Source organism: Coleofasciculus sp. G1-WW12-02, from assembly GCF_040219735.1.
In the GTDB taxonomy this organism is placed as follows: domain Bacteria; phylum Cyanobacteriota; class Cyanobacteriia; order Cyanobacteriales; family Coleofasciculaceae; genus Coleofasciculus.
In genome coordinates, this window is the sequence record NZ_JAVJRX010000050.1 from 39,666 (window position 1) to 55,448 (window position 15,783).

At 46.4% G+C, this 15,783-nt stretch carries 11 protein-coding genes; 3 read left to right on the plus strand and 8 right to left on the minus strand.

Translation table 11 applies throughout. From position 1 onward, the window contains the following. Window positions 1-49: 49 nt before the first annotated feature. Window positions 50-691 (minus strand): hypothetical protein, encoded by a 642-nt coding sequence (locus tag RID09_RS08880; RefSeq protein WP_446335584.1) that lies wholly within the window; start codon window positions 689-691, stop codon window positions 50-52. Between the two features lie 358 nt (window positions 692-1,049). On the opposite strand from RID09_RS08880, the gene ppk1 reads away from it, so the two are divergent. Beyond that, window positions 1,050-3,197: a polyphosphate kinase 1 gene (gene ppk1 / locus RID09_RS08885; RefSeq protein ID WP_446335585.1), complete on the plus strand. Its 2,148-nt coding sequence runs from the start codon at window positions 1,050-1,052 to the stop codon at window positions 3,195-3,197. A 63-nt stretch (window positions 3,198-3,260) separates the two neighbouring features. On the opposite strand, the gene RID09_RS08890 is transcribed toward ppk1, so the two are convergent. Further along, window positions 3,261-3,788: a Uma2 family endonuclease gene (locus RID09_RS08890; RefSeq protein ID WP_446335586.1), complete on the minus strand. Its 528-nt coding sequence runs from the start codon at window positions 3,786-3,788 to the stop codon at window positions 3,261-3,263. Between the two features lie 8 nt (window positions 3,789-3,796). Further along, a complete protein-coding gene (locus tag RID09_RS08895) occupies window positions 3,797-4,153 on the minus strand; it encodes a hypothetical protein (protein ID WP_446335587.1) in 357 nt (118 codons plus the stop codon). On the opposite strand from RID09_RS08895, the gene RID09_RS08900 reads away from it, so the two are divergent. After that, on the plus strand, window positions 4,140-5,315 hold the full coding sequence (locus RID09_RS08900; RefSeq protein WP_446335588.1) for a DNA cytosine methyltransferase: 1,176 nt from the start codon (window positions 4,140-4,142) through the stop codon (window positions 5,313-5,315). The two genes, RID09_RS08895 and RID09_RS08900, sit on opposite strands and share 14 nt — an antisense overlap. A gap of 355 nt (window positions 5,316-5,670) precedes the next feature. Here the strand turns inward: RID09_RS08900 and RID09_RS08905 are convergent, their stop codons facing one another. The 3 genes from RID09_RS08905 to RID09_RS08915 all read right to left on the minus strand — a co-directional run bounded on the left by RID09_RS08905 (window position 5,671) and on the right by RID09_RS08915 (window position 9,623). Then, entirely contained in the window at window positions 5,671-6,879 is a 1,209-nt protein-coding gene (locus RID09_RS08905; protein WP_446335589.1) for a 4-hydroxy-3-methylbut-2-enyl diphosphate reductase, read from the minus strand. Window positions 6,880-7,063: 184 nt separating this feature from the next. Beyond that, the gene (locus RID09_RS08910; protein WP_446335651.1) at window positions 7,064-7,897 is read right to left on the minus strand and encodes an SGNH/GDSL hydrolase family protein; all 834 of its coding nucleotides are present in this window, start codon (window positions 7,895-7,897) and stop codon (window positions 7,064-7,066) included. A gap of 151 nt (window positions 7,898-8,048) precedes the next feature. Then, window positions 8,049-9,623, minus strand: coding sequence for an ammonium transporter (locus RID09_RS08915; protein ID WP_446335590.1), 1,575 nt, complete (start codon window positions 9,621-9,623; stop codon window positions 8,049-8,051). A 699-nt stretch (window positions 9,624-10,322) separates the two neighbouring features. Here RID09_RS08915 and RID09_RS08920 point away from each other — a divergent pair. Next, the gene (locus RID09_RS08920; protein WP_446335591.1) at window positions 10,323-11,378 is read left to right on the plus strand and encodes a mevalonate kinase family protein; all 1,056 of its coding nucleotides are present in this window, start codon (window positions 10,323-10,325) and stop codon (window positions 11,376-11,378) included. A 718-nt stretch (window positions 11,379-12,096) separates the two neighbouring features. Here the strand turns inward: RID09_RS08920 and RID09_RS08925 are convergent. Continuing rightward, window positions 12,097-12,303 (minus strand): hypothetical protein, encoded by a 207-nt coding sequence (locus RID09_RS08925; RefSeq protein ID WP_446335592.1) that lies wholly within the window; start codon window positions 12,301-12,303, stop codon window positions 12,097-12,099. Between the two features lie 273 nt (window positions 12,304-12,576). Then, the gene (locus RID09_RS08930; RefSeq protein WP_446335593.1) at window positions 12,577-15,756 is read right to left on the minus strand and encodes an efflux RND transporter permease subunit; all 3,180 of its coding nucleotides are present in this window, start codon (window positions 15,754-15,756) and stop codon (window positions 12,577-12,579) included. Window positions 15,757-15,783 lie beyond the last annotated feature (27 nt).

The window sequence follows — 15,783 nt, forward strand, 5'->3', positions numbered from 1 at the left end:
ACCCCCGCCCCCAGACGTGCCATGGCACGTCCCTACATACACCCCTGTTCTACTCTTTCCCCCCAGCGCCGGGATGTTCTCGCCCAGGAACGTTCTCCAGTGCTGTCAGCGCCGCTTGCGAACCTGCCAGAATATCCTGTTCTTCACCACCTAAGTAGAGGCGTCCAAAACTGCCAACGGCAGAAATTTGCAGAATATTAATTGAGGCGGCTTTCTCGGCTTCATTAGCGGCTAAAGCAGCATAAGCGGCTGGTGCTACTTCTAAAACATACAAAGTTTGCCCTGCCAAAATCATCTGTCCCCGTCGGGTGCGATTAATCAGTTGAGTTTGGTGAGGGTCAATATTGCGAATAATCTGGCTAGAGATAACCCGGGGTTTCAGGCGTTCTCGTTCACCGACGCCTAGGGCGGCTAGAATCGCTTTCCCCGCCGCCCTGGTTTCGCCTTGTTTGTTCGCATGAACTTCCAGAACCCCATAGAGTCGTTCCACCATCTGCACGGCTGGACGTACAGAGGTCGATTTTAGCGCCACATCGGTAATCCGGTTAATTTCGATACCCGGTGAGATTTCAATCCAGAGCGACGTATCTCCAGGTAATGGCAAGAACCCTAGCGCAACTGTCCCCATATAAGCCGCGTGCTGCGGCTGTAAGCTATCTATATAGACATAAGATCGCAATTCTATCGCCAAGGTTATTTCTCCGTAGATTGGGGTCAAACGGCTGGAATACGCAACATCCGAGTTTACCTGAAAACGAAGCGCGATCGCGATTTTTCCAGTTTGAGTCGCGACACCTAGTGTACAGTCCCGATGAGGGAGATGAGAAATATAGGCAAGATGAGCAATGCTGGAATTTTCCCTACACCCTACACCCCACACCCTACACCCAGTATTCTTTTTAGCCTTCTTACGAATTCTAAGGCAACAGGCAACCTCTCCCGAAGCGCCAGGTTAACCAAAGGGCAGTTTAGTTATAGTATTTAAACTGACAAACATCCTACCAGCGCCAGAAAAAGCCAACGGATGGTGCGCCGTTTCCCTAATAATCATGGCTAAGAAATCGAAGACAACGACCGAGGTTAGTCTGAGAGACCCTAAATACTACTTCAACCGGGAACTCAGTTGGTTGGAATTTAATGATCGCGTCTTGCATGAAGCCCTCGATTCCCGAACCCCATTGCTGGAACGCTTGAAGTTTCTGGCAATCTTCAGTTCCAACCTGGATGAATTCTTTATGGTTCGGGTGGCGGGTTTGAAGCAGCAGGTGGAGGCGGGGGTGACATCCCTAACTGCCGATGGTCGCACACCTAGCGATCAATTGCATGGGATTAACAAGCGGTTACTCCCCATGATCAAAGAACAACATGAACATTTTGAACAAATCCTGCGCCCCTTATTGGCACAACAGGGGGTCTACCTGCTGGACTATATGGAGTTGAACTCCGAACAGCGGACTTATTTGCAAAACTACTTTGAAGCGCAAATTTTCCCGGTTCTGACACCCCTAGCTGTTGACCCTAGCCACCCCTTTCCCTATATTTCCAACCTGAGTCTGAATCTAGCCGTAGTGGTGAAAGATCCCGATCAGGGCGAGGAATTTTTTGCCCGAGTGAAAGTGCCCAAAGTCTTACCTCGGTTTGTCACCCTTCCCGAACCGTTGCGAGAACGGCAAAAGGGAAAACCTGCCATCTGGGTGGGCATTCCCCTAGAACAGGTGATTGCCCATAATTTAGAGTTTCTGTTTCCAGGGATGAATATCCAAGAATATCATCCGTTTCGGATTACTCGCAATGCTGACTTAGCCGTCGAGGAAGATGAGGCGGATGACCTACTACTGGCTATTGAAGAGGGACTGCGGAAGCGACGTATAGGGGGTTCAGTCGTCCGCATGGAAATCCATGCGACTGTACCAGAAAGCTTACGAGAAACGCTGATGGGGGAGATGGGACTCGAGGAAAGCGATATCTACGAAATAGACGGCTTATTGGGGCTAGGGGATCTGATGTCGTTTATGGGATTACCCCTACCGGAACTAAAAGACCCCTCCTGGACACCCGTCATGCCCATCGAGTTGCGATCGCTCTCTTCTGAGGAAGATGGGGATGACTTCTTTAGCATTATTCGCAAACGGGATTTATTTGTCCATCATCCCTACCATTCCTTTGGTGGTACCGTGCAGCGATTTATTACCCAGGCGGCGGATGACCCGAATGTACTGGCGATTAAAATGACACTCTACCGCACCTCTGGCGATTCCCCCATTGTCAACGCTTTGATTAAAGCTGCCGAAAATGGTAAGCAGGTGGCGGTTTTGGTGGAATTGAAAGCCCGTTTTGATGAAGAGAATAATATTCTCTGGGCGCGTAAGTTAGAACAAGCTGGTGTACATGTGGTTTATGGGATTATTAAGTTAAAAACCCATACCAAAATCGTGCTGGTGGTGCGTCAAGACGAGAAGAGGATTCGCCGCTATGTTCACATTGGCACAGGAAACTATAACCCCAAAACCGCTAGAATTTACACGGATGTAGGACTCCTAAGCTGTCGTGAGGATTTAGGGGCAGATTTAACCGATTTATTCAATTTTCTGACTGGATACTCCCGCCAGCGCTCTTATCGCAAGTTATTAGTCGCCCCAGTGAATTTACGCGATCGCATGACGGCGATGATTCAGCGGGAAATCGAACATTGTCGCCAGGGAAACACCGGGCGGATTGTTGCCAAAATGAATTCTTTGGTTGATCCGAAGATTATCGCCACTCTCTATGAAGCCTCCCAATCTGGCGTACAAATTGATTTAATTGTTCGAGGAATTTGCTGCTTGCGTCCCGGTGTTGTCGGCGTTAGCGATAATATTCGCGTGATTAGTATTATCGGTCGCTTTTTAGAACATTCGCGGATCTATTACTTCTATAATCAGGGTGATGAGGAAGTTTATATTGGCAGCGCTGACTGGATGCGTCGCAATTTAGATCGGCGAGTTGAGGCGATTACACCTGTAGAAGATCCAGAAATTATCAAAGATTTGCAAGAAATTTTAGCCATTATGATGGCAGATAATCGCCAAGCTTGGGAATTACAACCCGATGGGCGTTATATACAACGTCAACTGGAGGATGCGAAAGAGCAATGCGCTCAAAAGATTTTCATGGAGATGGCGAAGGAATCAGCAAAGGAGGCGGCGGGAATGGGGTAGACATCGTAGGGGCGCACGCTCCGTGCACCCAATTTAAACTGACGTGCGCCCAATTTAATCAGCTTATTGAGTTTGTAAACGTTCTCGAATTCGTTGGCGAAATAACCGCACTGCTGTCCGCTGTCCCTGAATATTACTTTGTTCAATAAAGTTGGGAACCTCTGTTACAGGTAAAAAGGGAAATGCGAGGCTTTGTTCTCTCAGTTCATATTCTCCTTCAACTAATTGATAAATCTGGAGGGTTTGACGGGTATATCTCCACAATTCAGGAACACCTAACGCCGCATAAATGGATTGTTTATTGATAGAGGAACTGGTATAATCTGACTCAATAGCCAAGTCGGGCGGTGGGTCAATTTCCAGGTTGATTCGTCTACCTCGGACTCGTGATTCGTTTTGAATATAGAAACAGGTATCTGGCTCGATAAAACGGGTTAAGTCTTCGCGCTTCAAGCTCAATGCACCGACTTTCTTAACTTCTATTTCTAGCTCGTCGGCGATAGCTTCAATAAAGCTTTCGAGCATCCCTTTTGGGACTTCCTGGTCTTCGAGTGGCATCCTGATTTCTAATACTCCCTGATCATTCATCATTCAGTTGATTAGTTTTCCCCAGAGGTTTCAATCCCTTTAACCACCTCAAAAAACGCGATCGCGGCAAACCCCAAGCCCACCACAGAACCAATACCCAGAGCCAATCCCCGCCCGATGTCACCTTGAAATAACCTGACCAATCCCTCACAAACAACGACTGATGAAATACCAGCCAGTACCCCAGCCAATACCCCAGTATCAGCACGAGTAATTGCCACAGCAACCGCCCCGGTTCCAGCCACACCCACCCAGTTAAAAAACGCTCCAGCAAAAGTTACGGCAATCGCCGCGCCGCCAGAACGAGCAAAAAGAGTGCAAAAATAAGGGTAATTTAGCTGGGGACTGATAGCCGTGATAGATGGCAAGACTATTTCTATTTCTCTGTTTTCAGGGGCTTTTGGTTTAGATTTAGGTTTAGAGCTAGCCGGATTTCATACCGTAAGTGTGGTTGAGAAAGAGCGGGATGCGGCAAAAACTATAGCGCTTAACCGACCTCATCTTCATGAAAGTGCTATCCCAAGGTCAATCGATACAATCAGTACCCAAGATTTACTCTTAGAAGGTGGTCGAGTTTTAGATTTAGGTAGAGCTTTACGTCCTAATGAGGTGGATTTGGTGGTTGGTGGTCCACCTTGTCAGCCTTTTAGTACAGCAGGAAAAAGAGCTTCAGTCTTAGATCCTCGTGGTAGTTTATTTATGGAGTTTGTCCGTGTTGTTCGAGACATTCAACCTCGATTTTTCCTTATGGAGAATGTGAAAGGGTTACTTTCCGCTGCTATCCGTCACAGACCAATTAACCAACGAGGAACATATTATCCCCCTTTAGAACCGGAGGAAATGCGGGGTGCAGCCCTTAAGGTGGTATTGGCAGAAATGCATGAACTTGGATATCATCTCGTTTACAATCTTTTAGAAGCTGCAAACTATGGTATTCCCCAAAATAGAGAGCGTGTCGTGTTTATTGGTTCTAGAGATGGTGAATCTGTTACATTTCCCTTGGCTACCCATTGTAAAGGTGGTAGAGATTTACCCAAGTGGCGTACTTTAAAAGATGCATTAACAGACTTAGTTGAACAACAGCCAGAGTTTACACCGTACTCTGAAAAGCGCTTAAAGTATTTGAGATTGCTCAAAGCCGGACAAAACTGGAGATATTTACCCGACAACTTGAAAGAAGAGGCAATGGGAGGTGCTTATAAATCCGGGGGTGGTAAAGTTGGTTTTTACAGGCGATTATCTTGGGATAAACCCTCGCCAACTGTAACTACAAGCCCACAGCAAAAAGCGACAGATATGTGTCACCCGGTAGAACTGCGCCCCTTAAGTGTACGAGAATGTGCGAGAATCCAAACTTTTCCTGACGACTGGATTTTTTATGGTTCAATAACGTCCAAGTACAAACAAATTGGCAATGCTGTACCTGTTTTACTGGCAAAAGAAATTGGTGATTATCTTTACAGTTTGATTCAAGGAAACAAACCACGAGGAAAGCAAATAGTCGAACAGCTTTCGCTTTTGTCGTTATAGAAGTTAAGTCATTTGGTCAAAATCTAGCAAAAGGCAAAATTCAGAGGGCAGAGGGCAGATAAAGAGGCTTGTTCTAAAATTAGTGCTTTTCGCTCCTTGACAGCATGTTGTTTTAGAGTCTCGGCAGATAAAAGTTGAAAAAAACAACAGTGGTGTACCCATATTGATGGATGTAGGAGCATGGAGCGTGAAAACACAAAACGTTCTTGTAGGTTGGGTAGAGCGCAAGCGAAACTCAACGCCATCGTTATTCTGTTGGGTTTCGTTCCTCCACCCAACCTACAAAAGACAGGCTATCTTACTGCTTTTGACCGCTAACTGGGGTTACGAAATCGACACACTAGCCGAACCCAAGTTAAACAGCTACCGGAGTTGCTTTCAACTCAAAAATCTTCTCAATCACATCTTCAACCACCTTATCGGGTGTAGATGCTCCAGAGGTTACACCGACAACAATTTCACCGTCTGGGAGCCAATTGTCCGTCACCGTCATATCTTGATGCAGTACCTTGTGATCAATCCGATTCCCCGGACCAATTCGCTCGGCGCTGTCGATGTGATAGGAGGGAATCTTCCGTTCAATGGCAATTTGTTGCAGTTGCGTCGTATTGGATGAGTTAAAGCCACCAATCACGACTATTAAATCTAACCTTTGCTCAACCAACTCCAACATCGCATCCTGTCGCTCTTGAGTTGCATCGCAGATGGTGTTAAAACTCTGAAAATGCTGATTCAGTTGGTCAGGACCATACTTTTTCATCATCGTGCGCTCAAACAGCTTCCCAATTTGCTCGGTTTCGCTTTTGAGCATGGTGGTTTGGTTAGCTATGCCAATATGCTCCAAATCCCGCTCCGGGTCAAATCCCTCTGAAGTGGCGCGGCTGAATTTTGCCATAAATTCGTCCCGATTCCCACCATTGAGAATATAGTTGGTGACATACTCGGCTTCTTGTAGATTCAGCACCACGAGGTATTTACCAGCAAAGGAACTGGTAGCTATGGTTTCTTCGTGCTTATACTTGCCGTGAATGATGGAGGTGTACTCTTTCTTCTTATGCTTCTCCACCGTATGCCATACCTTGGATACCCAAGGACAGGTAGTATCGACAATCTTACAGTTTTTATCATTGAGTAGTTGCATTTCCTGAACGCTGGCACCAAAGGCAGGTAAAATTACCACATCACCCGCACCAACGATAGAAAAGTCTTTTGTCCCTTCCTCAACGGGGACAAAGTTGACGTTCATATTCTGTAGGCGCTGATTGACGGAGGGATTATGGATAATTTCATTCGTCATCCAGATGCGCTCGGTGGGAAAATGTTGGCGAGTTTCATACGCCATAGCCACAGCGCGTTCCACACCCCAGCAAAAGCCATAAGCCTCTGCCAGGTGAATGGTCACATCACCCCGTTTGAGTTGATAGTTATTATCACGGATTTCTTGAATCAAGCTGCTTTGATATTCGGATTGAAGCTGAGTCGCCACTTCAGCCTCGTGACCAAATCCCTTACGGTGATAGTTTTCTGAACTATGGAGTGAACGTTTGAAGGCTTTTGTATCCATGAAGCTTGTTTAGCAGATGAGTGTATACAATTGTTTACTCCTTTCGATCATAAAATGAATCCGGTTGGGTCAGTGAACAGTTAACAGTTAACAGTTAACAGGAAGCGTTTTGAGTTAGCTTCCCCAGCTTCCCCAGCTTCCCCATCTGCCCATCTTCTCCATCTCCCCATCTTCCCATCCCCAGTCACAATCCGCCATCGCTCGCGAGTTGATCTGTGACTTGTAGGGCATAGTGCCAAATTAAATAGCCTTGAGGATTTAGGTGCAAGCCGTCGGTACTCAATTCCATGTTTAGATTGCCCTCAGTATCGGCAAATAGGGGATAGAGATCCAGGTAAATGACATCTTCCGACTCCGCGATCGCTTTCAATCGCTGGTTAATCTCGACAATACGACTGTTGGGGATTTCCAGGAGGCGATCGCGTCCTTCCCAGGTGGCTTTATCCCCGCTATGGGGCAAAATCGACTGAACGATGATTTTGGCTTGGGGATGAGTGCGCCGCAGGTAGCGAATAATCAGCCGTTGGTTGGCTAAGATGGTCTCATCTGTGACACCTCGAATGATGTCGTTGATGCCAATCATCAAAAAGATGATATCTGGCTGGGTTTGATCCAACACATCTAAGCGATTCAGCAATCCGGCTGTCGTTTCGCCAGAAATTCCCTGGTTCAGCCAAGTTCGTTGAGTGGGTAGCATCTCATTGGGAAACCAGAGACTGATGGAATCCCCCAGCAGTATGGCTAAATCCTCCGGCTTCTGCTCCACCATCACCTCAGCTTCTTGCTCCAGCAGCGCCACCCACTGCTGGTAGTTAAACTGGTGGCGCGGTCCGAGTTCGGGGACAGGGGTAGGGGTTGCTTCTTTTGTCGCATCAGTGGCTAGAGATTGGCTAACCGCAGAAGGGATCGCTCCTTGGTATTGGCGCAGCAATACCCCCGCGATCGCTAGCACCAGTAAGCCATTGACAGCGAGGGAGAAAACCGCCCAAATTGGAAAGCTTTTCGAGGTTGTGGACACTTGTCTAGATTCAGCATCGGCTCTCTCATCAGATTGTAGTCCTATTCCACTTTTGCCGATCATCAAAACCATGACAAAGGGGCAATTCCTGAATTGCCCCTATAGGATGTTATTGGCAATTAACCAGCTTTCCTAACTAGAAGCACTTCCGTTAAACTTCCGATCCGCGAGGAATGTCAGCCGTACTACCACTGACACTACCAAAAGAGCTACTGGTCAACACGTCTGATTCCTTAACAAATCCACTGTAGGCTTCCATCCCGTGTTCGCTAATATCCAAACCATGGATTTCTTCTTCCGGATGTACTCGTAGTCCCAAAGTCGCTTTCAGAGCTAGCCACACAAGGGAGCTAAATACGACAGTGAAACCACCTACACAGAGGATACCCAACAGTTGAATACCCAGTTGACCGACTCCTCCCCCATAAATCAAGCCAAGTGGTTGACCCGCATCATTTTCAGCGAAGGTAAAGATACCAACAGCAATGGTACCCCAGATCCCGTTAACTAAGTGGACAGAGGTCGCACCCACGGGGTCATCGATATGGATATTGTCAAAGAAGGAAACCGCAAAAACCACAATAATGCCCCCAATCAGACCAATTATGATCGCTGAGAGATAGGAAACAGCATTACAGGGGGCGGTAATCGCAACTAAGCCGGCTAAGATACCGTTGATAATCATCGAAAGGTCAGGTTTACCATCTTTTGTCCAAGAGGTAATCGTGGCAGAAATACCGCCAGCCGCAGCCGCGAGGTTTGTGGTTACAGCAATATACGGCACATTTTCAGTAGCAGCCAGTTCTGAGCCGGGGTTGAAACCAAACCAGCCGATCCACAGAATCAAGCATCCCAGTGTGGCAATACTCATATTGTGACCGGGAATCGCATTGATTTGACCATCTCTATATTTTCCTTCACGCGGTCCGAGAAAGGCAGCTCCCATCAACGCCGCCCAACCACCAACCGAGTGAACCACGGTTGAGCCAGCAAAGTCGGAAAAGCCCATTTCTGATAGCCAGCCACCACCCCAAACCCAGTGTCCGGTGATGGGATAGGATATCCCGGTGATCAGAAGACTGAAAACGAGAAAGTCAACAAACCTAATCCGTTCAGCAACCGCACCCGAAACAATGGTGGCGGCGGTTCCAGCGAAGGCAGCTTGGAATAGGAAAAACAAGGAGATGGGTAAGCCTTCAGGAAATGGATCGAGTCCATAAGTACCCGGATCGGTACTCGTTAAGAAAAATCCACCCACACCAATCAATCCATTTCCGGCACCGAACATGAATGAAAACCCAATTGCCCAAAATGCAATGGTGGCTAAGGCAAAGACAATCAGGTTTTTGGCGAGAATGTTAACCGCATTTTTCTGACGACAGAATCCGGTTTCTAGCATACCGAATCCGGCATTCATGAAGATCACCAGAATGGCAGCAATCAACACCCAGATGGCGTTTAACGTTCCCTGGAGTTGGGCAATGGCATCGGCGTCAACCGCTTCAGTTTGAGCAACGGCTGCCGTATTCCAAACCACGACAATAATGGCTGTGAGGGGAATACAAGCTAGCCAGTAGGGAGAAAAGGATTTAGCGATGGTTTTCAAGGGGTCAAAATAGGGAGAATCCCCAAAGCCTGGAGAAAACCGTTGTAAATCAACTTGTCTAGTTTTGGGGGGAGACTTTTTTCTGTCGAAACTTTTCTCGAACGTTTGTCTAGACATCATTTCGCTCTCTTTCCTGTTTTTCTAGTGGAACACATCCTAACATTGAGCTAAGAAGCGGTAAATAAAGTCATTGGAAGTACGACTTAGAGATGGGGTAAGTATCTGAGTATGACAGAACTCTGTACCTTTTTTTTGTTTGCTGCCTGATTAAGGAATCGGGAGTTTAGCAAGTTGGCTTGTCTACTTCAGACAAAACCCTACAAATAAGTTGCAAGATAGTCAAGAGCCTCAATTCTTCTCAATAACTAGGTTCATTATCTTTAGTAAATTTTCAAATCTTCTATTTTTTGGCTCCATAGTTCTGTAACAAAATATACTTTTTTCGACGGTGGGTCTTTAAAAATTATGGCGGTAGCTCCCTAGCCAGGAGTTTTTGCCATCAAGACTTTGGTCAACCCGTCAGAGGTTTGGCATCCTGAGTTGACCTTTTTTTGCTTAGAGAGCTAACCGTCGTTTTGATTTTGCCTAATCTTGTTGATTTGACGATAATTAAGACTTGAATGAAACCTGATAATTTAAGTCTCTACAATAAGTTATTAATTAATAAAAAATATTGACCACGCTTTTTTGGCTGGTATTCTAAGGTAGTCATATCAGTTTGAGATTCTAAATGACATGAGATCCAGAGCGATCGCGCCAATGTGTTAACCTCCAGAGTACTCTAGTTAGTAGCGATCGCGATAAATATAGGGGACATGAATGAAACTGTTTGTGCCAGGTCGCCTTTGTCTGTTTGGTGAGCATAGCGATTGGGCGGGAGGGTATCGTCGCCTGAATCCTCAGCTTGGAAAAGGCTACACCATCATCACAGGAACCAATCAAGGACTCTATGCCAAAGTCAAGCCCCACCCTACCCACTTCATTCTTCACGCTTCCCTGAGTGATGGTACTCGTCCAGACGCGATTCAGTTGCCCATGGAACGCCGTGTTCTCCTGGCTGAAGCACAAAAGGGAGAGTTTTGGAGTTATGCGGCGGGCGTTGCTTATCATTTTCTCACCTACTTCCAAGTTGGTGGCATAGAAATCGATAACTATCAAACCGATTTACCCATTCAGAAAGGGTTATCCTCCAGTGCAGCCGTTTGCGTTTTAGTCGCACGCGCTTTTAATTACTTGTATGACTTGAAGATGACTCGGCGAGGCGAAATGGAATACGCTTATCTGGGTGAGACAAGCACACCCTCTCGCTGCGGACGTATGGATCAAGCCTGCGCTTATGGAAATCAACCAATCGCCATGATTTTCGATGGTGCATCGACAGATATTATCGAGCTAAACGTTCCCAAGGATTTGTTTTTTGTCATTGTTGATCTCGGTGCGAGTAAAAATACCCAGGAAATTCTCAGTCGTCTGAATCAGTGTTATCCCTTTGGTACTGATAACGTGCAGAAAAATGTCCAGCACTATCTTGGCACTATTAGTTATCAAATTACTCAAGAAGCCGTTGAAGCATTACAAGTCGGCGATGCGCTAAAGCTGGGTCAGTTGATGACCAAGGCACAAGCTGAATTTGACCGCTATCTCATCCCCGCTTGTTCCCAACAATTGACGGCTCCCGTTTTGCATCAACTGCTCAATTATGAGCCGATTCAACCTTATATTTTAGGGGGCAAGGGTGTAGGTTCTCAAGGCGATGGCACTGCCCAATTTATTGTTAAAGATAAAACGAATCAACAAAAAGTTATCCGAATTATTCAGCGAGACTTTCCCCAAATGCATCCCTTGACTTTAACCATTCATGCCAATCACGAGTAGTCTTGACCCTTCACTTCGCTCCAGGAAACCTGGTTTGTAGGGGCGGGTTTATGTGATGCAAGTGCCAGCTATTTATGATAACGTTACCTCAAACCCATTCTTTCTGAATGTCGGGGCTCTTTTCACTACTATCATGTCCTTTGCACAAGAGATGTGACTCGCGCCCGCCCCGACTTGATCCTTCGCTTTTGCCACGGCGATTAAAATCGCTTCTACACAAACAAAGTCCGCCTACGCGGACTGAGTTATAACGGGGGTGGCTAACCTGAATTTGGTTTCTGTGCATAGGTCTTCATTCTATGTCAAAGTAGAGAAAAGCGCACCGACGTGCATTGGTGTCAACTTAAGGTAAAGAACTCTTAGAGCGGGGGGTGTAGGGGCGGGTTTTACAGATAACATGAGAGCACCCAACTGATAACTTGACTAAACCCGCCCTTCTCCCATAACCGGAGGAGCAGAAACCCCATAGCTGAAAATTAGAATGGGTAAGGGTTATGGCTTAAGTTGACACGGATGACCGACGTGCGCCCTCTATTAGACGTGCGCTTTTTATTACGCGATCGCTCTTTTTTTTATCGAATGAAATTATTATCGAGAACACCCATTCAGTCATCGACTCATATACTTAAATTGCCGAAAAATGGTAATTTATTTGATTCAATAATCCCTGGCTTGAATTGGCAATTTTTGTAACGGTTAATTTGACTGAACCGATGCTCTATGACTCTTCTGACAACTGCTCTAATTCTCGCAGCGCCTGTTGACCCGCACCAACGGCTAATCCCATCACACCGCCAATAGTGGCATATTGATACATGGCATTGGGTCGCTGATCTGCATGATTAATTTCAGCCACCCCGATGCCTAATATGACACCAGCAACGCCAGTGATAACGCTAGAAAAAATAATTCGCTTAATATTCATAGATTTCCCCTAACCTCAAAAACTGTAGTCATCTGGGTTCGATATAAAATACTGAAACACCAAAATTGAGTAATTTTACAGTCGATCTAGATTATGAGAAAATTAAGTTTCAGTCTTCCAGGGAACCCAGTGTCTTCTACTTTTACGTTTATCAAAGCTTAGGGAAACTGGGGTTATCAAGTCAAATTTTGCAACAAAATTATGGCTTTGTTAACATTGCCTCACATTTGTTCATATTTTTTGATGAATTCTGATTCATCACGTTAATGAATACTACCGAATTGTTACTTCAGGTTTCGGCTCAAGCTCCTTCGTCTGTGACGTCTTCTGGTTCTTCCCATTGGAATTAAACAAGCGATCGCTCCCCGACTTGATCACAATATAGAGAATAGGAACCACAAACAGACTCAGGAACGTGGCGACAAACATTCCACCGAAAACAGCCGTCCCTAGAGATCGGCGGCTTCCTGATCCTGCGCCTGTCGCGATCACAAGCGGAAAAATCCCAAACAACGTAGAAATCGCCGTCATTAAAATCGGTCGCAAACGCTGCTGCGCCGCCTCAATCGCGGCTTTTCTCAGCGTCATCCCTTGCTCTCGAAGCTGGTTGGCAAATTCCACAATCAGAATCGAGTTCTTACTAGCTAAACCAATCAGCATCACCAACCCAATCTGACAGTACACATCATTAGGCAAACCCCGCAAAGATTGAGCCATGAGCGCCCCCAGAATAGCCAAAGGAACTGCTAATAGAATAATAATCGGGTCGATATAGCTTTCGTATTGAGCCGCCAACACTAAGAAAACAAAGACCAAGCCAAAGCCAAAAATAATCGTCGCTTGACCCCCCGACTGGATTTCTTCCAGAGATAAACCTGACCATTCATAGCCTAATCCCGGCGGTAATACCTCAGCGGCGACTTGTTCCATAGCTTGAATCGCGTCTCCAGAACTGACTCCCGGCGCGGCTGAACCATTAATTTCAATTGACCGGAACAAGTTATAGTGATTAATGGTTTGCGCCCCTGTCGTTGGGGTAACGGTAACCAAATTCCCCAAAGGAATCATCTCATCTCGTTCTGAACGCACATAGAGTTGATTAATATCCTCAGGATTCGAGCGGAACTGGGCGTCAGCTTGGACATAAACCCGATAGGTGCGCCGTTCCAGAGTAAAGTCATTCACATAGCGCGAACCCATATAGGTCTGCAACGTCTCGAAGATATCATCAATATCCACCTCCAACGCCTTCGCCCGATTGCGGTTTACCTCAATCTGTAACTGGGGGGTATTGGCTGCATAAGTACTAAACACCGCCTGCAACTGGGGATTCTGATTGCCAGCACCCAGTAATTTCCCCATATTTTCAATCAACCTATCTAAGCTAAAATTACCTCGGCGGTCTTGGAGTTGAAATTGGAACCCGCCGAAACTACCCAATCCCCGAATAGAGGGTGGATTCACAGCAAATACCCTGGCTTCTTTAATCCCAAACAAAGCACCACGGACTTTATTAATAATTGCTTCTGCTGACTGAGACGGATCAGTCCGTTCTGACCAAGGTTTCAACGTGGTAAAAACGATCGCGCTATTCGCCGTATTGCCACTAAAGCCAAAACCCCCCACCGCAAACGTGGCTCGCACTTCATCCAAGGGTAAAATAATATCTTCAATCTGCTCAATCACATCATGGGTGTAGTTGAGAGACGAACCCTCTGGTCCTTGGACAATGGTCATAAAATAGCCTTGGTCTTCATCCGGGAGAAACGCCGACGGGACACTTTCGTAAACCCACACCGTTAGTGCCAACAAGCCAATAAACGCCACAATCACCAGAGTTTTCACGCGAGTCAGGATAATCAGAAGTCTCCGATATCGCTGCTGCATTCCCTCCAGGAACCAATTAAATCCATCAAAAAAGTGACCCCAAAACCCCGTCGCCTCTGGCTTTTGCCGCAAGATTAAGCCAGAAAGGGTTGGCGTCAACGTCAGCGCCATAAAGGTGGAAACGGCAATTGAAAACGCGATCGTTAAGGCAAATTGCTGATATAATGCCCCCGTTGTCCCCGGAAAGAATGCCACCGGAATAAATACCGCCATTAACACCAATGACGTGGCAATGACCGCCCCCACCAATTCCCGCATGGAAATAATCGCCGCTTGCCGAGATTTTATCCCCCCCCGTTGAATCTTTGTGGTGATATCTTCAACCACCACAATCGCATCATCCACCACCATCCCCGTGGCTAGGGTCAAACCAAATAGGGTCAAACTGTTAATCGAAAAATCAAAAATCTTGACAAAGGCAAACGTGCCAATGAGAGACACAGGAATCGTAATCGCCGGAATGATAGTGGTGCGCCAATCCTGTAAGAAAACAAAGATAACCAAAACCACCAATCCCACCGCTTGTAGCAGGGTAAACACCACTTCCGAGAGCGATTGGTTAACAAAATCTGTGGTGTCAAAGCCAATATCATAGGTCATTCCTGGTGGGAAATCCGCCGCCAGTTTCACCATTTCTGCTTTAACGGCTTTCGCCACATCCAGGGCGTTACTTCCGGGAACGGTAATAATTCCTAACCCGACGGCTTCATTTGCTCGAAATCTCAGAAATGTGCCATAATTTTGCGCCCCCAATTCCACACGCCCCACGTCGTTAAGTTTAATCAGGGTGCCATCTTCATCTGTGGCTACAATCAGTTCTTCAAAATCCGACACCGTTTCCAAGCGGCTAATTGCCCGCAGGTCAATTTGATATTGCTGTCCCTCTGGCGCTGGGGGTTGACCGATGCGCCCTGCACCTATCTGGAGATTCTGTTCCCGCAGTGCATCGACGACATCTTGAGCCGTCAGGTTACGACTCGCAAGGCGTTGCGGGTCTAGCCAAAGGCGCATTGCATAAGTACGTTCGCCAAAAATTCGCACATTACCCACCCCATTAACCCGTTTTAGGGCGTCTACGAGATAAAGGTCAGCGTAGTTACTTAAAAAGAGGTTATCGTACTCGCCATTTTCTGAGTACAGACCAAATCCCATCAGGAAGTTATTAGATTCCTTATTTACCGTGACCCCGGTTTGGAGTACGGATTCTGGCAATTGGGGTTCCGCTAAAGACACGCGATTTTGGACATCAACTGCCGCGATATCCTGATCCTTATTCGCTTCAAAGGTGATATTGATTGAACTCGTGCCATCATTGCTACTGCTTGATGTCATGTAGCGCATCCCATCGACACCGTTAATTGCCCGTTCCAAGATAGTCGTCACCGCATTTTCCACGGTTTGAGCATCGGCACCGTTATAGTTGGCTTGGACACTGACTTGTTTGGGACTAATATCGGGATATTGGGCAACAGGTAGCGTGGGAATACTAATTGCTCCGATTAACAAGATGATCAGGGAGCAAACAGTGGTAAAGACAGGTCGTTTAATAAAAAATTCGACAAACATTTAAATGGTTAGAAACAATTAAAGTTA